This window comes from Streptomyces sp. NBC_01142 (genome assembly GCF_026341125.1).
Taxonomy (GTDB): domain Bacteria; phylum Actinomycetota; class Actinomycetes; order Streptomycetales; family Streptomycetaceae; genus Streptomyces.
This window is the reverse complement of the sequence record NZ_JAPEOR010000001.1, coordinates 3,222,734-3,246,959: the sequence shown is the minus strand read 5'-3', so window position 1 is coordinate 3,246,959 and position 24,226 is coordinate 3,222,734. Positions and strand designations below refer to the sequence as shown.

General features: G+C 67.7%; 11 protein-coding genes and 3 pseudogenes. 11 read left to right on the top strand and 3 right to left on the bottom strand.

What is annotated here, in order from left to right:
- Nucleotides 1-119 precede the first annotated feature (119 nt).
- The 3 genes and pseudogenes from OG883_RS14490 to OG883_RS14480 all read left to right on the top strand — a co-directional run.
- Nucleotides 120-320: a hypothetical protein gene (locus OG883_RS14490; protein WP_266540049.1), complete on the top strand. Its 201-nt coding sequence runs from the start codon at nucleotides 120-122 to the stop codon at nucleotides 318-320.
- 1,034 nt (nucleotides 321-1,354) lie between these two features.
- Nucleotides 1,355-2,191, top strand: a complete 837-nt coding sequence (locus OG883_RS14485; protein WP_266540047.1) for a hypothetical protein — start codon at nucleotides 1,355-1,357, stop codon at nucleotides 2,189-2,191.
- A 489-nt stretch (nucleotides 2,192-2,680) separates the two neighbouring features.
- Nucleotides 2,681-2,819, top strand: a pseudogene (locus OG883_RS14480) (IS5/IS1182 family transposase); the annotation flags it as partial.
- Nucleotides 2,820-2,964: 145 nt separating this feature from the next.
- Here OG883_RS14480 and OG883_RS14475 read toward each other — a convergent pair.
- Nucleotides 2,965-7,521 carry a sacsin N-terminal ATP-binding-like domain-containing protein gene (locus tag OG883_RS14475; protein WP_266540045.1) on the bottom strand — a complete coding sequence of 1,519 codons (4,557 nt, stop codon included), beginning with the start codon at nucleotides 7,519-7,521 and terminating at the stop codon, nucleotides 2,965-2,967.
- Between the two features lie 169 nt (nucleotides 7,522-7,690).
- Here OG883_RS14475 and OG883_RS14470 point away from each other — a divergent pair, with 169 nt between their 5' ends.
- From OG883_RS14470 to OG883_RS14435, 8 genes and pseudogenes are all read left to right on the top strand, one after another.
- Nucleotides 7,691-8,122, top strand: a complete 432-nt coding sequence (locus tag OG883_RS14470; RefSeq protein ID WP_266540043.1) for a hypothetical protein — start codon at nucleotides 7,691-7,693, stop codon at nucleotides 8,120-8,122.
- A 115-nt stretch (nucleotides 8,123-8,237) separates the two neighbouring features.
- Nucleotides 8,238-8,891, top strand: a complete 654-nt coding sequence (locus OG883_RS14465) for a VWA domain-containing protein (protein WP_266541539.1) — start codon at nucleotides 8,238-8,240, stop codon at nucleotides 8,889-8,891.
- 33 nt (nucleotides 8,892-8,924) lie between these two features.
- The gene (locus OG883_RS14460) at nucleotides 8,925-10,346 is read left to right on the top strand and encodes a lipopolysaccharide kinase InaA family protein (protein WP_266540041.1); all 1,422 of its coding nucleotides are present in this window, start codon (nucleotides 8,925-8,927) and stop codon (nucleotides 10,344-10,346) included.
- Nucleotides 10,347-10,984: 638 nt separating this feature from the next.
- The gene (locus OG883_RS14455; protein WP_266540039.1) at nucleotides 10,985-13,756 is read left to right on the top strand and encodes a DEAD/DEAH box helicase; all 2,772 of its coding nucleotides are present in this window, start codon (nucleotides 10,985-10,987) and stop codon (nucleotides 13,754-13,756) included.
- Nucleotides 13,740-15,188 carry a hypothetical protein gene (locus OG883_RS14450; protein WP_266540037.1) on the top strand — a complete coding sequence of 483 codons (1,449 nt, stop codon included), beginning with the start codon at nucleotides 13,740-13,742 and terminating at the stop codon, nucleotides 15,186-15,188. The genes OG883_RS14455 and OG883_RS14450 overlap by 17 nt, the downstream gene beginning before the upstream one ends.
- 4 nt (nucleotides 15,189-15,192) lie before the next feature.
- A complete protein-coding gene (locus OG883_RS14445; RefSeq protein WP_266540035.1) occupies nucleotides 15,193-17,556 on the top strand; it encodes a hypothetical protein in 2,364 nt (787 codons plus the stop codon).
- Nucleotides 17,553-19,490 (top strand): DUF2357 domain-containing protein, encoded by a 1,938-nt coding sequence (locus tag OG883_RS14440; RefSeq protein ID WP_266540033.1) that lies wholly within the window; start codon nucleotides 17,553-17,555, stop codon nucleotides 19,488-19,490. Before OG883_RS14445 ends, OG883_RS14440 begins: the two co-directional genes overlap by 4 nt.
- Before the next feature lie 292 nt (nucleotides 19,491-19,782).
- A pseudogene (locus tag OG883_RS14435) lies at nucleotides 19,783-20,782 on the top strand (metallophosphoesterase); the annotation flags it as partial.
- A 771-nt stretch (nucleotides 20,783-21,553) separates the two neighbouring features.
- Here the strand turns inward: OG883_RS14435 and OG883_RS14430 are convergent.
- Nucleotides 21,554-22,432, bottom strand: a pseudogene (locus OG883_RS14430) (universal stress protein).
- A gap of 780 nt (nucleotides 22,433-23,212) precedes the next feature.
- Nucleotides 23,213-24,082, bottom strand: coding sequence for a universal stress protein (locus OG883_RS14425; protein ID WP_266540031.1), 870 nt, complete (start codon nucleotides 24,080-24,082; stop codon nucleotides 23,213-23,215).
- Nucleotides 24,083-24,226: the final 144 nt, after the last annotated feature.

Genomic DNA, 24,226 nt, shown 5'->3' with positions numbered 1-24,226 from the left:
ATACACGCAAATGAAGTCCACCCACACTGAACCACAGGCTTCCACCGGGATGGCATCCAGGGGTGCGCAGCGGACAGTCAGGCTTCAGCCCCGCAAACGCATGAGGTAAGAAGACATCCGTGACCGAACCGTCCCAGCCCGCCACCTTGCACGCGTTCATCGCCCTCGCGCCTCCCGACGATGCGAAGAACGAGCTGGCGCACCCGCTGAGCCCGGCCTACGCCGCCTATCCCAACCTGCGCTGGAATCGCATCGATGGCACATCACCCTGGCCTTCCTGGGCGAGCAACTGGTGCCGTACAGGCCGTCGAGCGGCTTAGTTCGCCCCTCGCCGGCCTGGCAGCTGCCCCCTTTCGAGCTGGCGCTGCTCGGCGGCGGACACTTCGACAAGCGAGTGCCGTGGAGCCGCATGGAGGGCGGCCTCGACAGACTGCACAAGCTGGCCGCAGCAGTACGGGCGCGAGTCAGAGACTGAGACGTCGCCTTCGCCGAACGTCCTCTGCATCCCCACCTCACAGTAGCCCGCGCTCGCCGCTACGACTACGCGTCATAACAGCGGCCGCCACCTACCTCGACGGCTCCACCGGACGCCCTGGTAAACCGAACGCCTCCACCTGGTCGACAGCACGGCAACAGGCCACCCAGGCCCAAGGATCCGTCCTGGATATGGATCGTGGTCGGAGGCGTAAAGGGTGTTTTGACCTCAGTACGGGTGGCTTCAGAGAGCTTGAGGACGAGGGCGGCCTGGAGCTTTGCCTTGAGTTCGATGTCCCAGGGGCTTTACAACGATGCCTTTTGCACAGTTGAGTCTCCCCAGTCGCTCCCCGGCAGCGTCCAGTTGATGGGGTAGACATGCGCCGCACCTTAGAGGCTCAATGCTGAGACCCCCCTGTCACCGGTGTATCCATTCAACGCGCCGGGGGAGCCGATTACCCTCTACGACGGGCCGGTTACCCGGATCAGCCGGGACTGAAGTGCCCGGGGTTGTCCAGCTCGACCACTGCTCGCCGAAGCTCGGGATCTCATGGAGTGTACAAACCGGAGGACCACGACCCCGCCTCTATGGACAGGACGAACCTGAGTCTCCTTGATCTCGGCTTCGAACTGCCAGTATCTGCTAGGGATACTGTGAGCGGCTGGTCCAACGGCACTTCCTTCGGGGAACCCACCGCTCCCCTGGACCGTGTCGTCGCACAGGTTTAACCTGCCCCGATGGCACGGGTCAGCCCACCTCGCAGCTCACGTTGCCGATGGAACTCCACGACTGGTGCCCGCCGGCCGCAGTGTGTACGAGGCGGACGGGTGGAGGATCACGCTTGACGTTCGACCCGACCACGAGGCCGTCCTTTCTGACGTGCGCCAGACCGATACTTACGTCATGACCCACGCAATGGAGATCCGTCGGCTAAACGGAACCACGTTCACCGGAGCCGAGGTCACCCCGGTCCTCAGTGCCATGCACGTCGGGCTGTCCTTTGCGCTCGGCCGGTGGGTCGCCCCCGCCCTGCCTGTTGGCCAGAACGACCACGAACAGACGGTGTGGGGCCAGTGGGGCCCGATGCTTTGCGACCCGGCACGCCGCATCAGCTCCGGCTGGTGGTACCCCGAAGACCAGGCATCCTTGGCAGATCTGCTGGCCAGCATCCTGCCCGCCTTCCGCGATTCAGGCACGGGACAGGCGCTCCGCCTGCAGATGCAGTACGCGATCACTGCCATTGCCGACCGAGGGTTCGTCGAACAGCGAATCATGAGTGGAGCTGCCGGACTGGAACACGTGATGTGGCAGGAGCTGGTGCTCAGTGGTCGGCTCACCGAAGCCGAGTTCACATCCCGCGCCTGGCCGGCCCATAGGAAGCTGCGCACACTCTTGACGGACGCCGGGGTAGATCTAAGGGTGCGCGCAGCCCATCTGCCGGCGACCGCCTCCTTCGCGACCGGGCAGCAAGTGAACGAACCCCGGTCGGCGGATGGCGCCGACGTCGTCACACGAGTCCGGAACCGTCTTGTGCATCCCAAAGAGACACAAGAGCCCGTATACGGAGCCAAAGGACTGGTCACCGAGACCTGGCTACTAACCCGCCATTACCTCGCGCTGCTGGTACTCCGCTCGATCGGCTACCGAGGCTCCTACCAGGACCTCTCCAGGACCAACAGGTGGGTCGGCGAGACCGAGCCCGTCCCATGGACCTGAGATTCCGGCACGACTGCAGGGTTGACGGCGCTCCTGCCCGAGGGCCGACCGTCCTTGCTGTGCTACGGAACTGGCAAGCCCGTCCGCCTGCGCTGCGAGGCAGGATGATGTCGAGCAGTGCGAGGGAGAGGTCGGTATGGAGCGCCTGGAACTGATAGTCGTGCAACTCGAAGAGGCGAAGGGGCTGATCGAGAAAGGGCGGGTGCCTCACCTGCGGCTGGCGTACATACTCCTCGACAGTGTGACAGAGCTGATCCTTCACCGGACGGTGCAGACCGCGCTGTGGGATCAGGAGCTGCTGACGGGCCTGCTGGCGAAGTGCAGGGACCTCGCGGCCCACGGGCACGAAGAAGCGGCGGCGGAGATTCCCTCGATCGAGGCCCGGGTGATCTCCAAGTCGAAACTGAGGGACATCGCCCGGAACTTCGATGCCAAGGTGACATTCTTGGCCGACCGAGAGATGCTAGATCCGGCGCTCGGCCCCGTCCTGGAGAAGCGCCGGCGACCGTGTGCCGGGTCATCCAGCGGCTGCGGCCTCTCCTGGCCATCGAGCCGGCCGCCCGTCCTGCCGACGCGGCGGATCGGCTGTGGATCGTGGACGGCACCCTTAATCCCGGTGCGTGACCGGACGGGTGCCTGAGCACCCACGTCCTCACCCGGTCCCGGGTGCACCAGCCCCGAACCGGCGAGCGCGGGTGAGGCCACGGTCCTGCGCCGCCCGCTCAGCTGGCTCGAGTCCGTAACAGGCGAGGGCCATGTCCCCGGGAGGAAAGTCAAGAACGCTCCGATTCCCCCCTTGCGCCGAATTCGATGATGAGGCTTCCGGACTGTTTGATCCCGGTGAGCATGACGTTTCCGTTCGGGCGGATGCGCAGTTGATGCAGCGGATCGGGGACGAGACGCAGGACAGGATTCGAGTCTGCTGCGAGTCCGGATACCACGACGAGGAAGAACTCGGCTCCCGAGGCCGCTCTTTCGCATTCCTTGGCGGTGAGTGTCACCGTGTCCTGCTCGGGTCCATAGGTCGTCTTCAGCTCGTAGAACCGATTGAGCGCGTCCACGGCGTCGGCGCCCACCCCGTGCTGGTGTCGTAGATCGCGCAGCCACTCCGGTTCCTGCTCCGTGCCCAGAACCTTGCGCAGGAGGTCCAGAGCCACCTTCTCCTGGCGGTCGATGTTGGGGGCAGGAGGGACCAGACGCGGTGCTGGCACGGCCGGTGCGTAGGCGTGCGGGGTAAGGCGGGCCCTGACGGATGCACCTCCGCTAGCCCCGGGCACATCACCAGCGGATGGCAACGCCTGGGTGGTCCGGCGGATGCCAGTGATGCGGAGAGCTGCCGGATCGACGAATTCTCGCGGCGCCGAGACCGGGACGACCGGGGCCGGGCGAGCAGTGACCGAGGGCAGGGGTGCCGACGCGGGCGTACGGCCGTCTGCCTTGTTCTGTGCCGTCTTGACTTCGGTCTCCAGCGCAGCAAGGCGTTGGGCACGCTTGGCATCAGTCGCCACCTGATCCTGTGCGACCCGCTCCTCGGCCAGCTCGAGCCGCACCGCTTCTCTTCCGCGCTCCGCCTCGTCGTAGGCGGCCGCCCAGGAGTGGGCGACCTGCCGCCGGTCCTCGGTGAAACGAGTTGCGATGGCCCGGCCCGCCTCTGACGGTCGCCTCAACAACTCGCGGTCCACCGTCCATAGCGTGCGGAAGTCCCGGTCGAGGGCGGTACGCACCGGCCCCCGCACCGGTTCCCCACCGGGGAGGTTGACCAGACACTCCAGCGACGAGGTGATCCGCACCTCGACCTCGGCCAAGTCCTCCCACGGGCAGTCCAGGGATCCCGCGACGGCGATGGCGTTGCGCTGTAGGTCCTCACGGAGCAGATCCAGCGCGTGACGCACCAGGTCGGTCGATTCCTTGTCGACGGGCTGGTCCTCCGCGGGACGGAAAGTCATGTCCGCCGCTCCCAGTTCGGTCACCCGCAGGGGTCCGAGGAGCGCCCTGAACTGTTCGAGTTCCGCGCCCGGCAGCCACACCGGGATCCGCGAGCCCAGCGCCTCGACCAACGTCGCGTCTGCCGCGTAAACCGGGCGCTTACTGGTCCAGCCCCCGCTCGTACGCAACGGCAGTCTCCCCACGAGGGAGGCGGTCACTTTCTCGGGGTGTTCGCGGGCCGTTCGGGCAAGCATCTGCAGGGTCTCGAGCATCACGGTCTCGGCTTCGGCGTCGACCGGCGCCCGCACTCCTCGCTCCTCCCTCGCCTCGCGGGCCACCTCCCTGACGACCCGTACTGCGTCCTCCACACCGGCCGCCGGAACTGCGAGGGTCTCCCAGAGGGCGTCACTGCCCTTGAACGACGGCGCAAAGGCGGCCCACCGGCCGAAGACCGGGAGGCCGCGGAAGCAGTCGCCCGGCCGACGCCATCCCAGTGACGTGAGAACCAGTCCGCGGCCCTGCCCAAAGGCACGCACGACGGTGGCGGTCACCTGCGCGGCGTCCTTGCCTCGGTGGGCGGCCAGTCGCTCAGCGAGCGCCCGGTAGAGGAGCTGCGCCGCCGGATGGTCGGGGGCGTCGGCTTCCCGGGCACGCAGTCGGCGCAGCGCCTCCAGGAGGTCGGCGACACCCGGCTCGCCGGTGACACCGAGAGCGACCAGCACCTCTCCTCGTCTGCCCACCGCCTGCTGGAGGTCGGGATGCAGGAATCCGCCACTGTCCGCACCGTAGACGGCGACGGTACTGGTCGTGCGCTCGCGCAGGCCATGGGGAGCGGTCGGTGCGCCGTCCTGGTTGTCCAGCCACGCCGTGGTCTTCAATTGCCACAGCCAGAAGCCGTCCGTCTCCCCGCAGGGGTTCCATGTGTGGTAGTCCCAGACGGCGCGGACCTTGTGGTGCTCGGACAAGGCGCCCCAGTTGCGTCCCAGCACCCGCAGCAGCGCGGCTGCCCGCCGGCGTCGTACCAGCCCGTCTTTCTCGGCGGCGATGTCATGGACGACGGCCATCAGGTCAGGGCTGTCGCAGTCCTCCAGGGTGTAGGTGGCCGATTTGTTCCGGAGGTCCTGCGACCTCTCCACAGGGCTGCCCGGGACCTGGGCCGGCAGACCCTCGCTCGGGGAGGAAGCAGTGAACCTTTGCTCGACTTCGGGGTGCGGCCGCAGCCGCGGTCCCTTCTCGGCACCGAGCAGGTGGAAGAAGGCTCGGGCGCCCAGACCCGTCCCCGCCCCAGGCAGGATCTGAACATAGCGGGGTCGCAGCCACGTCAGACCGGTGGCGGTACCTGCGGCTGTCTCGAAGCTGTCCTCCCGGTCCACACTGTCCAACCCGGCCGGCAGGTAGGCATCCGCTGGTCTGACCTGTACATCCTCCTGACGGCCGCCGGGCCCGAACCCGCGGCCGTGCAGCAGGACGGCGCGGCCCACGTCCTTGCCCAGCCGCTGGCGCTCCTTCGCGGGGACGCGCAGGAACCCCTCGCGCAGCGCCACCAGTTGGTCGTCGTCCAGGAGCAGAGGCGCGATGTCCTTTCGGGTGCCACGGGCGGCGAGCTGGCGGATGGCGGGCGCCGGATCCGCGCCCGTGACGAAGACCTGCTGTCCTTTCAGCCACGTACGGACTCGTGCCGCTTCCCCGGTCTCGGCGACGAAGGCCGGGTGCAGGGCGCGGCTGAGCCCCAGCACCTTCGAGAGCCCCTGCGCCTTGTCGGTGAAGAGCTCTGCGCCTCCGAACCCGGGCACCCGGTGCCGTGCTCCGGATACGTCCACCAGCCACTTGTGCCATCGAAGCTTCTGGGTCTCGCCCTCGGCGATGGCGACGGAAGCGAGTGCAACCGTCGCCTTCGGGCTCCGAGACGCATCTCCGAGGAGCGCGTCCACAGCCATCTGAACGGTGACGGTCCCGGGCGCGGCACCGTCGTGTTCGGCCCAGTCCTCGAGCACGCCCTGCCACCGACCCTCCGCATCCCGCGCCGCCGGAGGCAATACGGCCGTACGCCCAGCCACCTGCGCGATTTCCGCCTCCGAGAGCGCTCGCAGAAGCGCCCCGTCACCAACGGCGAGGTCGGCGAGTCCGAGGTCACCGTAGAGCGGCGTCCGCAGGCGCAGTTCGTACGACACCCTCGCGCGCGCAAGGGCCAGCAACTGCAGCTCCAGGTCACGTACAGGCCCCTTGGGCGACCGGACGTCGTGCGGCAAGGGCAGGCACCGCCAGGCCGCGGTCGGGTTCAACCGAAGCTGTCGCACCATTACGGCGGCCCAGAGGTCGGCCAGCAGGGGAAGTAGCGCCTGGTTCCACGGGGTGTCGTTGAGGTGCTGACGGCTCGGGTTCGGATCGAACTGGGCACCGACCCGGAGCGGAAGTCCCAGCTCGGTCACGGGCAGTCCGACGTGTACCTGCCCGGCGACCTCGTCGCCCGCGCCCTCGTGCAGCGGGATCGCGACGGCAAGGCCGGTCGATTCGCCCGCAGCCTTCCGGATCCGCGGCACGTCCGGCGGGCTCGGCACGGCGGCAACGCTGACCTGCCAGGTCATGCCGCCGGGTGACCGGGCCGTGCACACGTCGATCACGGTGTCCCGACCGCCGATGACGGCCTCGTAGGCATCGAGTTCGCCCCACTTCAGGGCGAGGCGGGTGTGTACGTAACCGCCCTCCCGTTGATGCTCAACCGTGCGCACGTGGTCGAGGAAGAGCAGCGCCTCGTCACCCCATGCGGCAAGCCAGTCGTCGACATCCTGCACCTGCACGTCGGCGGGGGTGGCGAGCGGAATGCGCAGGACCGTCCAACCATCCTCAGCGAACCAGGAGGGGCCCGAAAATGGGTCGGCGAGGGACAAGTCGGGGTCCCCGATCCGGACGCGGTAGAAGCCGCAGAAGATCTCCAGGACCGGGGACAGACGCCGGAGGGTCATGAGCCCGATGCCGAACCGGCCGGTGGCGTCAGGGTCGTCGTCCTTGCTTGTCAGTGACGGCATGGCCAGCGCCATCACATCGGTCAGCCGTACGGGACGCCCGTCGTGCGCTACCAGAAGTTCCGTGTCACGTACGAAAATCCTGACCTGCTTCGCCCCGAGGTCGTCGGCGTTCTGCACGATCTCGGATAGCCCCTGCAGCGGGTCGGTCGACAGGTCCCCGCCGTTGTCCCGCTGCTGGCGCAGCCCGTACCGCATCTGTCCGGGCAGCTCCACGAACAGACGTCCGAGCCGCTCGACGGCCGCACACGTCGCCTCGGGCCCGACCGGTTCCGCCACCTCCACCCCGCCCGCCAGCCCTTCGCGGTCCATGAGTTCCTCGGCCGCCCGGATCGCCTGCTCCACCTCGGCCGCCGTCCACCCGCCCGGCTCAGCGATCATCCCCCGCCCCCCTTGCTGTGTGATCCCTCGGTCACCGATCGTAGATCGTCGAGGAAGAGGAAGGGGCGGAAACGGCGGTCGGCGTGAACCCGTCGATTCCCGCGTCCGGCCGCTCCGTTGCGCCTGCCATACCAGCCCGCTCACACGGGTACGAGGATCGTTGCACGAGGTGCCGTTGCTGATCGAGCCTGGCGTCGTGACCGACGCCGCTACGCGGTACCTGGTCGTGAATGGCTGGACGTGGCCGGACCGGTTTATGTGCTCAAGGCGTGGGAGCAGACACATCGGCGCGCTCGGCCCGAACTACCCTCTACTCACCGAGATCGACAGCGTGGACCAGGTGCTCACGTTGATCGCAGCCGACGAGGGCACGGAACGGGGGCCGTTCGTCTGGAGCTTCCGGCTCGTGGTACTGGAGATGGCGGCGCAGCGCCACAGCAGGGGCACGTCAGAGCCTCCACGGATCCCGACGCCCTCCAGTCATAGCACCGCCGCCTACGGAGCCGGTCGCTACCTCGTGGCCGTGAACTTTCAACGCTTCTCCGCCACAACGACCAACATCCCCAGCTGTCACGGACTGCACGCAAGATGCGACACGTAGTACCTTGGTCTGCCTCAGCGTCAGGAATGACCTTGCCGCAACTAGGCGTGTCGGTTTGCAGCCACTAGTGCGGTGAGAGCGATGGGGGGACATCGTGGGTGCCGCGCCGCGTTTTATGGCCGCGAAGGCACGTCCGTTACCAGTACTCGTACTGGCGGACGTTAGTGGGAGCATGGGAGAACCCCGGGAGAAGATCGATGTGCTCAATGAGTGCATCCGTCGCATGCTCGACGATTTCGCTACGGCCGATATCGGGCGAGGCACCATCCACGTCGGAGTGATCGCCTTCAGCCGTGATCGGGCTGAACTGCATCAGGACATGGTGCCCGCAGCCGATGCATCCTGGACCGACATGGAGGCCCGAGGCGGCACCCCGCTTGGTGCCGCCCTCGAACTCGCTGATGCGGTGCTGCGTGACGAAGCAGCCGTCCCAACCAGGTCCTTCTCTCCCACACTTGTTCTCGTGTCCGACGGAATGCCCACCGACGAGTGGGAAGAGGCCCTCGACCGGTTGCTCAACTCCCCGAAGGGTTCTAGAGCCAACCGGCTGGCGGTCGCCATCGGTCCCGACATGACCGAGCAGGCAAAAGCCGTGCTGCGCCGTTTCGTCAGCGACGAGGCCAACGGCGTGTTCGAGGCACAAGACGTCGGACGCATCCAGCAGTACTTCCGCTGGGTCACGGTCACGGTCACCCAGCAGGCTCGAAGTACTCGTCCAGACCGGGCGCCGGTACTGAGTCCCGACGATTTGTCCGACTTCGGCGCTTGAATCGGCGGGACACGGCGAGAGGAAAGGCACCCTGTGGCATCGCGCTGGGATCTCGGCGGCCTGCTGCGGCCCGTCGAGGACGAGTACCACCAGCTCTGGTCGCTGTCCCACTCGATCGGAGCCGGCGGCCAGGGCGAAGTATGGCTGGCCCGAGGCGGACGAACCGCCGTAAAGATAATCACTGCTCCGACTCAGGAAGCAGCAGAGGCTGTTCACGTTCGGTTGCGCCGTATCCAGCGCCTTCCGTTGGAAGGTGTTCCGCTGGCCGGCGTACTCGCCCTGCTCGCCCCGCCGAAGCTCGGTTATGTAATGGAACTGGCCAATGAGATGGTCCCGTTGGACACCTTGTGCGTCCCCGACGAGGAGGACCTGGCAGCCTGGTATCTGCGCACCGGGGGTCTGGAACGCCGACTGCGGCTGCTGGCCAAACTTGCAGACGCCGTCGCCCGGCTCCACGCGCGTGCCATCGTGTACCAGGATCTGTCACCCTCCAACGTGCTGATTTCCGCCGCTACCCAGCAACAGGAAATCCGTCTCATCGACGTGGACAACCTCGGTCTGGCCTCGGCCGTCGGATCCGCGCCGGTACACACCCCCGGGTACGGGGCACCGGAAATCGTGTCGGGTCACAGCGGAGCCACCACTCTGGCCGACGCACACGCACTCGGCGTTCTGATCTTCGAGACCCTCACGGCCAGTCACCCGTTCCGGGGCGACGAGGTCCTGGACTCCGACCCCGCCTACCAAGAGGAGTACGCAGACCGTTTCCGCCTTCCATGGATCGACCACCCCACCGACCGCACCAATGAGTGCACTCTGGGTATCACACCACGGCAGGAACTCCTGTCCGGTCAGCTGTGGGACCTGGCCTCACAGTGCTTCGTGGACGCCGTGGCCAATCCCCTCCTCCGGCCGTCGGCTGCCCGGTGGGCCACGGCCCTGCACTCCGCTGCGGGACAGACCATCGAGTGCCCGGAGTGCGGATGGACCTACCGTGTCTTCGCCCCCTCCTGCCTCGCGTGCCGGAGACCCCGCGACCGTGTCTGGGTGCTGCGCCACGGACTGACTGGTCCGGTGGGTACCGAGCCGCAAGACCGATCGGGGAGCACTGACGACACCCCTGGTATCCAGCTCTCGGAAGTTCCTCTGCCCGACTTCACCGCACTGCGTCCCGGCGGCGAGACGACTCTGACCGCCCGGCATACCTCACCCGCCCCGGATCGACCTGACTCGGTGGTCGCACAGCTGCGGCTTCACAGCCAGGACGCCACCGTGCTGAACCTTTCGCGCGACAGTCTCTGGCTGGACCATCAAGACGGACGGCCATGGCGGGAGATCGGCCAGGGAAGCCAGGCAACCGTGCCTGTCGACGGCCGCGCCTGGACGCTTCACTTCGGGAGGCAGGGTGTGATCCACCGCTGGGTGCGTCTGATGGCTGTGGAGGCGAGCAGGTGAGCGTTCGCCCCAGGGGGCCAGTCATGCCCGCCCGTATGCCGGGAGAGCCGGTCTTCGTGTCCTTCCTGTGGCACCGAGTGCCGCAGGGGTTCGCCGGCCAGATCATTCCCGATGGCAGCGAGGTCCGCCTCTACCGTCGGCCCACAGGACTACTCGACCTGGTCACCGACTCCGCCACGTTCGGGATCAAGCCAGCGAGTCCCGAGGACGAACGGAGGCTCGATGAAGTCGAGGCAGCCGGGAGCAGCTGTGTGACGGTCACTGCGCATCCGACCCGGCCGAAGCCGCCCACGCCCGCCGCACCGCCCCGGCGCCGTACCGGTAATCCGCATCCACCCGCGGCGCCGGCCGACGAACCCTTCACCTTGCGGGTGCACATCTATGCTCCCGCCGTAGGACTCGCTGTGCCGCTCAGCACCGGCCTGCTGCTCGACGTCGATGACGCCGTCCTGGAGGACACCGCCAAGTACGCGGACCGCGCGGACACCGTCAACGTCGCTTCCGTCATGGAGTTCATGAGGCGAGAGCTCTTCCTGGAGCCCCGGCCCGGGGCTCCAGCTAACGCCAGGCGCCTGGTGGTCTCGGCCGGACCAGCCGGCAGCTATGAAGTCGGCTTCCGGGTGCACGGACCAGGGCTCATGGCCGATGTCGAGAAAAACAGCGCCGACTACCGTATTGTCCGCCTACTCAGCTCGGTCCACGATCAGCGCGGCGCCAGCCACAAGGCACTGGCCGTCGGGTCAATCGACTTCCGCGACGTGACGGCCAGACAGCGAGACCGGGAGAGAATACAGCAGGGCCTCGACCTGGTGGCCAACCAGAACGGCTACCTGGCCATGTGGGACAGATACCAAGAACTAGAGGCCCGCCACATCAGGGGCCGGATTCGCGATTTCGGGACCATCCGCTACACCAAGGTCAAGGTCGAGTCAGATGGCCGTTGCGTGTTCACGGTGGACCTCCATCGGGCGCTGCCCCGCACGCGAGCCGCCCTGGAGAGCACAACAGCGGCCGAACGCGTCGAGATCGAGGCCGCAGCAGAAGTTCCGGCCTCCGTGTCAGACACCGCGATGACCGATCGGGAGTGGCTGGTCGCTTCGCGTGCGCAGAAGGTACGGGCCTGGATCGGTGAACCGCTCGGGTACGACAGCGTCACCGAGACCCTACGGCTCGCCGCAACCCTCAACGACCAGAAGGACCCACCGCCCCAGGGCTGGCTCTACCTGGCACACCGCGGAGATCAGCGTCGGCTCGACCGGCGCGAGAAAGCCATGCAAAAGCTGCGCATCGACGGGACCCACATTCCCGCGCTACCGACTCTGCTAGAGGGAGGTAGCTGGCCGCAGCCGACAAGACGTCGGATCACGAAGCTCTCTTCTTCCGCGCTCAGTTGCTTCGCACCCCATGGCCCGACGCCGGCCCAGCGGGAGGCGGTGCTCACCGCGCTCAACACCCCCGATGTCGCGATCATCCAAGGACCGCCGGGCACTGGCAAAACGCAGGTGATCGCTGCTCTCGTGAATCAACTGGGTGATCTCGCTCAGGGCGGAGAGGTAGCCGGCAGCACCCTGTTGACAAGCTTCCAGCATGCGGCGGTGGACCATCTGGTCACGCGAGGCTGGGTCTTTGGGCTACCGCCGCTCAAGGTGGACTCCCGCGGCCGGGGCAGCAAGGTCGCGCTGGACACCTGGCGCATTGACGCAGCCCGCGCCGCCGACCTGCGGCTACGTGAACGCCCGGTGGGACAGCATCTCGCTGCTCGGCGAGCCGCCGCCGAATTGGCCGCCACTTACCGGGCGGCACCCGTTCCGCCCGAGTTCCTGCCCCAATTCCTCGACCAAGTAGTCACCCAGCTTGGAGACATATCCGACCCCTCACTGGTCGGCGAACTCCGCAGTCTCAGAGACAGAGCTGAGAGGCATCGCATTCGGGCCGCCACCATGGCCGACCCCGACCTGCGCGCGGACCTCCTGCCCTACATCCGGTCGCTGCGCTGCACGGTGACCGGGTTCGAGGACGACGGGCCCCGCGCGGCTCGAGCACTGCTGACACGGCTCGACCTCGCCGACTCCCCGCTCTTCGACGGCATCTCCTACCAGGAGTCGCTGCGTACAGCGGCCAGTAGCGCTTCACCCCAGCCTGAACTCCTCAACTCACTTGCCGCGTTGCGCGACGCCCTGCTCGACAGTCTCACCGCGCGCATTCGGCTGCCAGAGGTCACCGTGGCCGATCCCACGATCGCCGACCTCCTCGACCGGTTCGCAGCACAACTCGCGGAAGCGGTGACCCGGTCACCCGACGCCATAGCCGCGGCACTGCTCGATTACCGAGACGATCTGCGCAGCGATCCGGAAGGCGTCGATGACACCCTCCGCGCCTACACCGTCTCGCTGGCCTCGACCTGCCAACAGGCCGTTTCCAAAGCCATGGTGGACGTCGGCCGTCAGGACGGAGTCTTCGAGTCGGTCGTCGTCGACGAGGCGGCCCGGGCCAACCCGCTGGATCTCCTGATCCCCCTCGCCCAGGCCCGCCGCCGGATCGTGCTGGTCGGCGATCACGCCCAGCTCCCCCACATGCTGGAACCCGACGTGGAGCGCGAGCTGAGCTCGCTCGGCGAGGACGTCCGCGACCGGCTGCAGGAAAGTCTGTTCCAGCGACTGGCACGGCAGTGGGAGCACGGTTCGTCCGACGGGCATCCCCGGTTCGTCCGTCTCGACACCCAGTTCCGCATGCACCCGGTGCTCGGCAGCTTCGTCAGCGACAACTTCTACCCAGGGAAACTGCGCAACGGCCGCGAAGCGGCCGACTTCACTCACGGGATCGACCGCTACGGTGAGGTCCCTGCGGTGTGGCTTCGCGTGCCGCTGTCTGCGGGCGCTGAAACGCAACGGGGGACGAGCCGCACCCGGCACGCTGAAGCCACTGTCATCGCAGCGGAGATAGCCGCGCAAGTCGAGCGGCACCCGAACATGACGTTCGGCGTCATCTCGTTCTACGCCGCGCAGGTCACCGAGGTGTGGAAGGAGCTGAAGAAGGCCGGGCTCGCCGAGTTCACCGATGCGGGTGGATGGCGCCCCGTGCCCCGGCTGTGCCGTGACGCGGACGGCGCGCCGCTCGACCGGTTACGAGTCGGCACCGTAGATGCCTTCCAAGGCATGGAGTTCTCCGTCACCTATCTCTCCACCGTGCGCAGTTGCGCACCGGCCGCGCGAACCGACGTCAAGCGCGCTTACGGCCACCTGACCGTCGCCAACCGACTGTGCGTGGCGATGAGCCGCCAGCAGCGGCTGCTGGCCGTCGTGGGTGACGACGACATGTTCGGGCCCGACAGCCCCAAGGCGGTCGCGCCCCTCGCCGCGTTTCTGGAACTGTGTCGGAAGGGGGCGGACGGCCGTGTCGTTCGACCGTGAGACACCCGTCTTCCAGCTGGCATTTCCGCCTCAGAAGCGGTATCGGCCCGTTCTGCTGCCGGTGTGGGTCCACCAGGTGACGGCGCCGACCGGCTACTCCCGCACACTGGACGTCTTCCAGACCGTGGTGCTGCGTCTGTGCGCCGCCGGAGTGCGGGACGTCGGTGACCTGTCCCGGCTGATCGGCCTGGACACCGCCCTGTGCCGCACGGTGATCGCCCGGCTTGTAGAGGGGCGGCTTATGGAGCCCGGGCTGAAGCTGACCGAGGCGGGGCGGCGTACCGTCGCCGAGGGGGAGGTGGCGGAGACGGATCCCCAGCTCGTCCGGGTATTCCAGGATCCGGCCACCGGAGTGCTGTTGCCTCGTATCCTGGTCGCCGATCCGGTACGAGCCGATCTGCGAGAGCATCGCGGCCGCTGGGTCACCATTCAGTTCGGCACGGCCGGTGCCTCCCGGGAGGTCAGCGCGCTGACGCTTCGGGCCGGCGGTTCCTCGATGCGCCCGTCGGAACGAGATGTGCTGCAAGCCTGCAAAAGCCACGACCTGGCTGCTCGTGGGTTTCGTGGTGCTTCCCGCGGCACGTCCGACACCGTGGTAGCGGCTCGTCGGATCGGCTTCCATGGCACGGCGATCGCCGCCTATGTGGTGTGCTACGTCGTCGAGGACGACGACGGGTCCGGGCGTATGTGGACCGTCGAGGATCCGTTCGCAGTGGGGGACGGGCGCTTCTTGGCGGATCTCCTGGTGGCCCGCGCCGAAAGCGACGAGCCTTTGGGCCGACTGATCGACGGCTTGCTCGGCGGGAGCCGCCGCGACCGGACCGCCACCGCACGCAGGGTCGACCAGGAACTCGCCGAGGAGGCCCGCGCCGACGTCGTACGCATGCTCGGCGAGGAGATCCGGGACCACCCGGAGGTGCTGGCTCATCTCGCGGACATCGAGTTGGCGCTTCTCAAGGACACCGCGCGGGAACGCGAGAACGCCGCACGCAATGCGATCCGTGTCTTCGAGTGCATACTTCCCGGGCTCAACGACCGCTTCCCCGCCCGACTGCCGCCATCCAGGGAGCCAGGAGTACGGGAGCGCGCATTCGTACTGACCGCCCAGCGCCTGGGCGCCACCTCTGTGCCGCCCGAGATGCGCAAGTACTGCAGAGCGCCGGCCAACGGGCTGGCCGGAGACATCATCAAGGCAGTCTGGGCGGCCGGAGAGAATCCGCAGCATCCGTTCGTCACGTTCATCCGGCGGCGCCCCACACTCCTGGAAGATCTCGACCGGTCACGGATACTGCGCAACAACGCGACCCACGGACCGACCGGTGCCCCGGCACCCGACGAGCTTGAGCACATCCGGACTCTCGCCTACGAAGCAGCCCGCCACTTGCTCGATCTGAGTGGTGACCGATCCACGAACAGCAAGAAGGTGAACTGACGCCATGGGGAAGAGGCAGACGCGGTCGCGTCAGAAGGGTAAGGGAGCGGTGTGGCCAGGTCAGCCAGCTGCTTCCCAACGCAGCGAAACCACCCGTTTGCGTCAGCCGGCTCCTGTGGCGTCCAGCACCACTACAGGAAGCGACGACACCGCCACGCTGCTGACGGAGATACAGCAGGTGGCGAGTGAGGCACAGGTGGTCCTTGCGGCGGGGAACGAGACCGTCGACACGGACTCCGGCCTGGAACACGCGTGGCAGCTCTACCGCGCTCTCGCCAAGCGCCAGCAAGACGCGGCGAACGCACTGACGGTACAGGCAGAGCAGCTTCATGCCGAGTCGGAGGAGCTCTCTGCCACAGCTGCCCGCCAGGCAGAGGACGCAGCCTCAGTGCAGGACGAACGCGCCGCCCTGGACACCCGCACGGAGCTCCTCGATCACAGGGAGCGCGATCTTTCCGACCGTGAGCGATCGACGGAAGTACAGTTCGCAGAGCGCCGTCTAGCGGCAGGCCGTGAGCTGGAGAGCTGGCTGGCGGAGCAGCGGCAGGTGGCCGTGGACGCCCTCGACAGCGAACGTCAGGCCCGGCATGCCCGTTGGAGCGAGGAACAGCGTCGCCTGGCCGAGGCGCAGACGGTCCTGGACCAGAGGGAAAGCGAACTGACCCAGGGCGAGAGGGACCTGCGCTCCGCACAAATCCGACTGGAGAACGAACGTGAGGACATCACCCACCTCAAAGCCGCGCTCAAGGAACAACAGGCCAGCCGTGCGGAACGGTTCGAGCGCGAGCTGACGAGCCGCACCGGCCAGCTGGTCCAGCAGCTGGAGGAGTACCGGCAGAAGGCGGCTGCCCTCGCTGAGGGCAACGAGCGTCTGAGCGCTCGGCTCAACGAGTATGACAGCGCTCTTGCATCCCTGGGCGGCATGACCTTGGAGCAGGTCGTCGAGCGCATGACCGAACTCCGCGCCGAGAACGCCCGCCTGCTGGAGGAGAACGCCACGGCGCCCCGGGCGGACGGGCGCATGCTCGAGCAACTGCAGCAGCAAGTCCGGCAACTCGCCGCCGACAATGAGGAACTGATGCGGGAGCGTGGAGAGCTGGAGTCCGCGCTGCAACGTGACCGCATCGCGGTCAACGAGCGCCAGAATTATTTGGAAGCCAACAACTGGTTGCGCGCCGCCAACGGCCAACTGCAGCAGCTCCTCAACGAGGAAGCTGCCAAACTCAACGCCACGGCCCAGGCCGGCAAGGAAGGTCATGTGTTCCCGGCCTGCTCACGCATGGACCGGGAGTTCGGCACACCCCTGCCTTCCGATGCGCCCGTGCCAGGCATGCCCGATCTGGTCCGCCATATGCAGGCGGCCCTTCGGCAGAAGGCCGGCCTTTCCTATCGTCTGTCGGACCTGCGCCTGGTCCTGGCGGGCATGGCGATGAGCCGTCTCCATCTGTTCCAGGGCATCAGTGGCATCGGCAAGACTGGCTTGGCCCGCGCGCTCGCCACCGCCTTCGGCAGTGACACCAGTGTCGCCGTGGTTCCCGTCCAGGCCGGCTGGCGCGATCCGCAGGACCTCATGGGTTACTACAACAGCTTTGACCGGATCTTCTATGAATCCGAGTTCACCAAAGCCCTGTACCGCGCTCAGTGCCCCGCCTTCAAGGACCGGCCCTTCTTCATCGTCCTCGACGAAATGAACCTCTCCCATCCCGAACAGTACTTCAGCGGAGTGCTGTCAGCCCTCGCCATCAAGGACCGACCCAGACTGGCGCTGACCACAGCACCAGTCAGAAACCCCGCCAACCTGATCATCGACGGAACGCACCTCGCCATTCCGGAGAACGTCTGGTTCATCGGGACAGCCAACCATGACGAAACGACCGTCGGCTTTGCCGACAAGACCTATGACCGGGCCTTCGTCCTGGAACTGCCCTGGCGGCACCCGGACCTGCCTGTGACGGCGAGCGCACCGCCGGAACCCCTCGGGCTCCGACGTATCAGCCATGCTTTCGGCGAGGCTCAGGCCACCTACGGCACACAGGCCGACGGCATCATCGAATTTCTCGACACCCACTGGCGCAGTCGCTTCGCGGAGGAGCTGCGCATCGGCTGGGGCAATCGGCTCGAGATGCAGATCAAGGAGTTCGCACCCGTCGTGGTGGCCGCCGGAGGCAGTCCGGGGGAGGCACTGGACCACCTGCTGGCCACACGCATCCTGCGCTCCGTCCGTGGGCGGTACGACATCCATGCTGACACCCTCGACACACTGCGCACCGACCTTGTCGAAAGCCTGACACGGTTCGACAGCGCTCACGAGCCGACGGCGACACAACTACTGCTGGACGACGAGATCCGCTCGCGTGGTCGGCGATGAGCCGGGGGGCGGCCGAGCCGGAGCTCGGCTCTCTCCTCGTCCGCCACCTCCTAGCGGTGTCGGCCCGTCTCGCCGAGGAGGCCACTACGCTCGACGACTGGCTGGCCATGTCGCCGATCATCCTCGACGTCACCGATGAGACGGAAGTCCTGCCGGTGGAGGACGCTTTCGAGCGGGAGTCCGGGGCGCTGCGCACGGTTTGCCACCGCCCGTACACGCGCCTGCGTGCGGTGGAGGAAATCCTGCCGACGTCCCGGGTGCGCTCGATTGCCGCCGGCGCGACGGCGCGTTTGGCCGCCCGCCCCGAGGACTGGGCCTCGCATACGCTCGCCGGTGTCCGGCCCAGCCGTCTGCTGGCCCGGCGCAGTGAGGAAAACGCCGACATCTACGAGAACCGGGTCGCGATCGCCGTCCTCAACGTGATGCGATCTTATCTGCAGCAGCGCATCGCCAAGCTCAGAGACCTGAGCAGGATGGTGGACGATGTACACGGCCTGCTCGTGCCCTCGCAGGAAACTTCTTGGCGGGCCCGACGAGACCTGGCCGGACTACTCAGGAACATCGAGGAATCTGGTCGGCACCAGGCGGCCGCGGAGGTGCGCCGGCGGGCACTCGAATCCTCCCTCACGGCAGTGGAGGTGATGCTGGGCTCGCCGCTGGCACGCGCGGTCGACCACCGCTCCGCACCGCCGCGCGCACTGCATCCGACGAACCTGCTGAGCAGTGATCCGCATTACCGCAGGGTGGCTCTGCTCTGGCAAGCCTGTACGGCAATCGAGACCCCGCGTCTCGGACAAGCCGAAACGGCCCGTCGGCGACAGGAGATCCTCTTCGCCTTCGGGCGTTTCACCAGCCTCCTTCTGCTGCTCGCCTGCAAGCTGCTACAGGCAGTCCCGGACTCTGGCCAGCCGGTTCCTTCCCCCGGCTGCACCACCCGCTTCCACATGCGAGGCGAGTCGCTGACGGTCACCTGGTCCCAGACGGGCGACTTCATCCTTCACTGGCGCAAGCGGCAGGTGCTCCGCGTCGTACCGATCACGACCGACCTGTGCACGGCTCCCGACGCCTCCTCGGTCGCTGCGGCGATCACGGAATCCCGCCGCGACCGGCCGAGTGCCGTGTGCGACAACGACCTGATCGTCTATCCAGGACTGCTTCAAGCACGTCAGGACGCAGAGACTGACGTCGTCCGGGCCGCCTATCGGATCGGTTATCGCTACAGCGACGCGCCCGAGCCGCAGGTCGACGTCGCACCTTTGTCCCCCCTGGACATTTTCAGCGTCAGCCGCCTGCTGCGGGCAGTCCAATGGGCGACACTGGGTGCTGACGCGCGCGACTACCCCCACACCGTGCCCGTACCCGCAGGCGATCGCTCCGCTCTGGCGGGCTGCGGCTGGCTCGAACCCCGGCCTCACGGTGTCGCGGTCGTGCGCGCCCCGAGCCCGGCCGAGTTGGAGCGCCTCCCCGCACTGCTGAAACAGACCCGCAGGCGGCACGGCAGTGGCCGGGCAACCGAGCACGAGACCCGGCGATTGCGCACCTTGTGTGCGGCGTTGGAAGACGCGGCCGCCAAGACCGAACTGCTCGAAGTGTGTCCGGTGTGCGCCAAGGCCGGCCCTCAGCGCCAGACGGTCTTCGAGCCGCGTGAGGACGGCCTGTTCGCAGCGTCCTGCACCTCGTGCCATACCCGGTGGGAACTCCGTCGCTGCCTGGCCTGTGGCGACACCTTCCCGTTGCTCGATCCGGACGGCCTTGCCGCTACCGGTGCTCCCGAACCTGACCTCGATAGCCGTGTCGGTGGCGTTCTCCTGGCGGTTCCGTGCTGGGCCGCGGACCGCACCGGCCAGTCCGTCTGCCCCACCTGCGGCACCTGCGGTGAGGCGGGACGAGTCGCTTCCTGCCCGCGCGGCTGTTCGGCCCAGCCACCGCTCTAAACCGGGAACGGTGCGTCTATCCCGCGAACGGGCCGTGGCCCGGGATGCCTCGGCGCAGCACAGGCAGAACAGGATCGTCGCGGCGTCCGCTGAGCATGTGGTGACACGTCAGTTCGGCAAAATTGGGTCAGCCGTGAGACGACGAAGTCCCACCGGAGCGTTCCGGTGGGACTTCGTCGTCTCACGGTTCCGCGCAGAAGCGCCCTCGGGACGGTTGCCGGCAAGGCACTCTGGTAGGTCAACGCGCTGTTGCGGGAGTGCTTTGGCCGGCTTCAGTGGGGCCCGCACTCGTATGCCGCTCGCGATGGTGCGCGGCCACGGCCGGCCCAACAGGACCGGGCCGCGATCATCGGTGACACCCTGCTCGGCACCTGTTCACCTGGTCCGTTCAGGTCGGCGTCCCATTCCGCCTCGCCCTGACCGTGGCCGACGTCGGCGGGAGTCAGAACCGGGCCCGCATCGTCACTTGGGCCGTCCTCGGCATAACCGCCGTACTGCTCGCCTGGGGGGTACGCCGAGGCCCGCCGCGTGCCACGCGTGCGCCGACTCGACGTGCAACTCCCAAGGCTGGGTGCCGGGTTGGACGGCATCCGCGTCGTCCTCATCACCGACACCCACTACGGCCCGCTCGATCGCACTCGGTGGTCGGCACGGGTGTGCGAGACGGTGAACACCCTGGAAGCCGACCTGGTCTGCCACACCGGCGACATCGCGGACGGCACGGCCGAACGCCGCCGCGCCCAGGCCGCCCCACTCGGAACCGTGCGGGCCGCCCGGGCCCGTGTATACGTCACAGGCAACCACGAGTACTACAGCGAGGCCCAGGGCTGGGTCGACCTGATGGACGAGCTGGGCTGGGAGCCGCTGCGCAACCGCCATCTGCTGCTCGAACGCGGAGGCGACACCCTCGTGGTCGCCGGCGTGGATGACGTCACCGCCGAGTCGTCCGGCCTGGCAGGCCACCGCGCCCACCTCGCCGGAGCCCTGAACGGCGCCAACCCCGACCTACCCGTCCTGCTCCTGGCACACCAGCCCAAGTTCATCGACCGGGCAGCAGCCGCCGGCATAGACCTCCAACTCTCCGGCCACACCCACGGCGGCCAGATCTGGCCCTTCCACCACCTGGTCCGCATCGACCAGCCCCCCTCGCCGGCCTCAGCCACCACGGCACCCGCACCCTCCTCTACACCAGCCGCGGCACCGGCTTCTGGGGCCCGCCGTTCCGCGTCTTCGCCCCCAGCGAGATCACCCTGCTCGTGCTCCGCTCCCCGCACCTGCCCACCTCGCCGTAGCACTGGGCGGCCCAACACATCCGCTTGGAGCTGTCCACGAGCTGAGCCGTGCGGCATCAACAGATGACCAGACTTGTCTCGCTGAGGACAAGATCCGGACCATTCCCGGGCCGACGGCTCCAACGAGCCACACGTGGCCACGTTTTACGCAGGTCAGCGACGCGTGACGCCTGTACCACCAGCAGACGAAGAACCTGCTGGTGAGCTACTCGCCGAAGAAGCTCGGCTTCTTCTAGGGCCAGGAAGAGGGCGCCTGAACTGGGCTGCTGCCTGTCAGGCGCCCTCTGCGCTATCCGATTACAAAGCAGCCCGGATTGCATCGACTATCCCAACTCCTCCCACCGGTCTCCCACTCCTGACCAGCAGTTGCGGACCAGTCGCGGATGAGATCCGGCACTCAGCCCTGGGGAACTTGGCGTAGTGCCGGAAGAGCACTCGATGCTCTGCCCGGCTCGGCGCGCGCATTGGGCCGGGGTCCACGTCAGAGTGCAGCCAGAAGGAGATCCCGGCGTGCCGAAGGTCGTAAGGCCTCGTGGCAGCCGGCCGTCCGGCGCCACGCCGAACCAGTCGATGTGTGATCTCAGCGTGCTCACGAAGGAGGGCGGGATCGGCACGGGCCGCGTGGCCTTGACCGCGCGTCGTTTTGGGGAGTGCACTTCATAGACCTCACCGTCGTCGGTCCACTCCTTGCCGGAGGTTACGACACCGCCCCGTCGGATTGAGCATGCCTCACCCGGCCTCCGGAAGGTGCCCCCAGTCGCTGTAGGACGTTCAGTATGCGGCTATGCCTTCCCGCGGCGGTACCACGATCAGAGGGCAGGTCGCTTGATGGAGGAGCACATGGCTCACCGAGCCGAGCAGCATGCCGCGAAAGCCGCCGAGCCCGCGGGACCCGACCACCAGGCACCGCGCATTTGCGGCCGTGTGGGCCAAGGCCCGCGCCGGGTGGCCCTACCTCACCCGATAGTCAACCTCAACCTCCGGGTACTTCTCCCGCCAGCCCGCCGTCGCTTCCGACAGCTCGGTCCTGGAGCGATTCTCGACATCGGCCCGCTCGCCGCCTACCGCGCGCTCGCGATGGACGTAGCGCACCATGACCGCCCGCAGTCGAGCCCCGGACACCGCGGCCTCTTCGAAGGCGAACGCCATGGCATCGCGGGAATTGGCGGACCCGTCGACCCCCACGACGACCAGGGGCGGCTCGCCGACGGCGTGCTCGGGTTCGCGGGCCACCACTACCGGGCACCCTGCATGGGCGGTGAGGGTGACCCCAAGGGTGGAGACGGTGAACAGCTGCTCCGCCACGTTCAGCCGCTTCGCACCCACCACCAACAGAGCGGCCTCTGCACCCTGTTCCACCAGCACCCGGGCTCGCGGACCGTCAGCGGAACGCGCCTCGACTTCCAAGCCCGGATGGCGTGCGTGGACGAACTCCACAGCCTCACGCAGCACCGCCTCTCCGCCGGACCGGAAATGGGCGCTCCAGGTGCGCTCCGGGTGGGGGACGTGGGGGTCGGGGTCTGCTCCCGGCGGCCATTCCAGCGCGTGTACCAGCCGCAGCGGCAGTTGCCGCAGCGCGGCTTCGTCCGAGGCCCAGGCAAGGCCAGTTCTGCTTGCGTCGGATTGGCTGACTCCGGCGACTACGGGCATACGCCCGTGGGCATGGGGGGCGGGGGCCGTAGGCATCTTGGCTCTCTCCTTCACTGTGACAGCGCCGGCGTACCGGCCCCATCAGCCTCGCCGCACCGCCCGCCACACGCGATGGCCATCAGGTGCCCGCCGGGGGACCACTGGTCCCGGCTTGATGCGCTCCCCAGATGTCGCGGCCGTCCCCGGACGTGACTTGGTGGGACCGCCATTCCCCCACCAGCCGACAGATCGAACGACAGCCGGACACCCCGGGAGCGGGCCCTGCGAACCGACGGGCCGCCATATCGTCGGGTCTTTCCCCCGCCTCAGCGAGCCAAAGGTGAGCATGGTGAGCATGCGGGCGTGTCGCAGGAAGAGTTCACGTCTCGCTCGTGACGCATCTCCGCCTCGGCCTTCACCTACCTGCCCGTGTTCGATGCCGGACTGCAGGACGACATCAGTGCCCGGGTGGCTCAGGCGCACGGCGACATGCTGCTGCCGTGGCGGCAGAGGTTCCACACGGTGGACGTGGTCGAGAAGCCGGTCCCGGGTTCTGCTACGCGGCAGCTGTCGGCGGCCGCCGAGGGCGCCGATCCGGTGGTGGTCGGCCGGTCGCATCCGGCGCGGTCCGCTGGGGCCCGCACATCGGCCATGTCGCCCATGCCGTCATCGAACACGCCGCGTCGCCCGTCGCCGTGGTGGCCCACGACCGGCCGGCCGCGGCCCAAACCGAACCGCCCTGGACGGACCCGTCCAGGGCGGTTGCGGTGTAGCAGGGCGCGTGGTCCCATGCGCGCGGTGTCAGGGGTGCGGTACGACCGCGACCGCACCGGGCGCGTGGTGGAGAACAGCATGGGTAACTGAGCCAAGACGGCGCAGGCCCGTGTCGTGGGTGCGGCGTCCGACGACCACGAGGCTCGCGCGGCCGCTGTTGGACAGCAGAACCTCCGAGGCTGCGCCGATCTCGACATGCTCGATGACATCCACATCGGGGTACTTCTGGCGCCAGGGCCCCAGGGCGTCGGCCAGGATCTCCTTGTGCAGCGGCTCCAAGCCACCCGCCTGATCGGCCAGCCACATCGATCCCGGACTCCAGGACAGGACCGACGGGATGCTCCAGGCGCGTACAGCTCGCAGCGTCGCTCCGCGTTCGGCGGCGGCCGCGAAGGCGAACTCGAGGACTGGTCCGCCGGCTTCCTCTGCTTCCTGGACGCCGACGACGACCTCGTCGAAGCGCTGTTGCACTGTGGTCTGCCTCGGCCCGCGCACCATGACGACCGGCCCGGTCGCCTGGCGCAGCACCTGCAGAGACACAGAACCGACCAGATAGCCGGTCAGCGTGCCGTAGCCGCGAGAGCCCAGCACCAGCATCTCGGCCCGCGCGGCTTCGGCGACGAGCGTCGGTACGGGGTCATCGACCAGCAGCTCGGTAGTGACGTTCAGGTCCGGGTACACCTTCGCCACGCGGGCTTCCGCCTCGTTCAGCACGTTGCGCACCCACCGCTCCTCCATAGCACGGTCCCCGATGTACACCGTGTCGGTGCCGCGCCACACCCAGGCGTGCACCAGGCGCAGGTCCATCCCCCGGCGCGCCGCCTCGTGCGCCGCCCAGTCCGCGGCGGCGAGGGCGTGGTCTGTTCCGTCCAGTCCAACGGTGATGGTGCCAGGCATGGTCGCCTCCCGGTGGTGCCGCCGCGGTCAGTATTCGCAACGGACTTGCTGACTTCGTGAGGTAGACGATTACAGAGGAGAGACCGGCGGTGCCTGGGCCGATCGTCCCTGGCCCGGGTCCTCTCGGCCCTGTTCCACACTGTA

Bases quoted from the DNA above. Each gene is read 5' to 3' on its own strand.
- OG883_RS14440 (WP_266540033.1), top strand. From the start codon at position 17,553: ATGAGCCGGGGGGCGGCCGAGCCGGAGCTCGGCTCTCTCCTCGTCCGC.
- OG883_RS14445 (WP_266540035.1), top strand. From the start codon at position 15,193: ATGGGGAAGAGGCAGACGCGGTCGCGTCAGAAGGGTAAGGGAGCGGTG.
- OG883_RS14465 (WP_266541539.1), top strand. From the start codon at position 8,238: ATGGCCGCGAAGGCACGTCCGTTACCAGTACTCGTACTGGCGGACGTT.
- OG883_RS14455 (WP_266540039.1), top strand. From the start codon at position 10,985: ATGGCCGATGTCGAGAAAAACAGCGCCGACTACCGTATTGTCCGCCTA.
- OG883_RS14425 (WP_266540031.1), bottom strand. From the start codon at position 24,082: ATGCCTGGCACCATCACCGTTGGACTGGACGGAACAGACCACGCCCTC.
- OG883_RS14475 (WP_266540045.1), bottom strand. From the start codon at position 7,521: ATGATCGCTGAGCCGGGCGGGTGGACGGCGGCCGAGGTGGAGCAGGCG.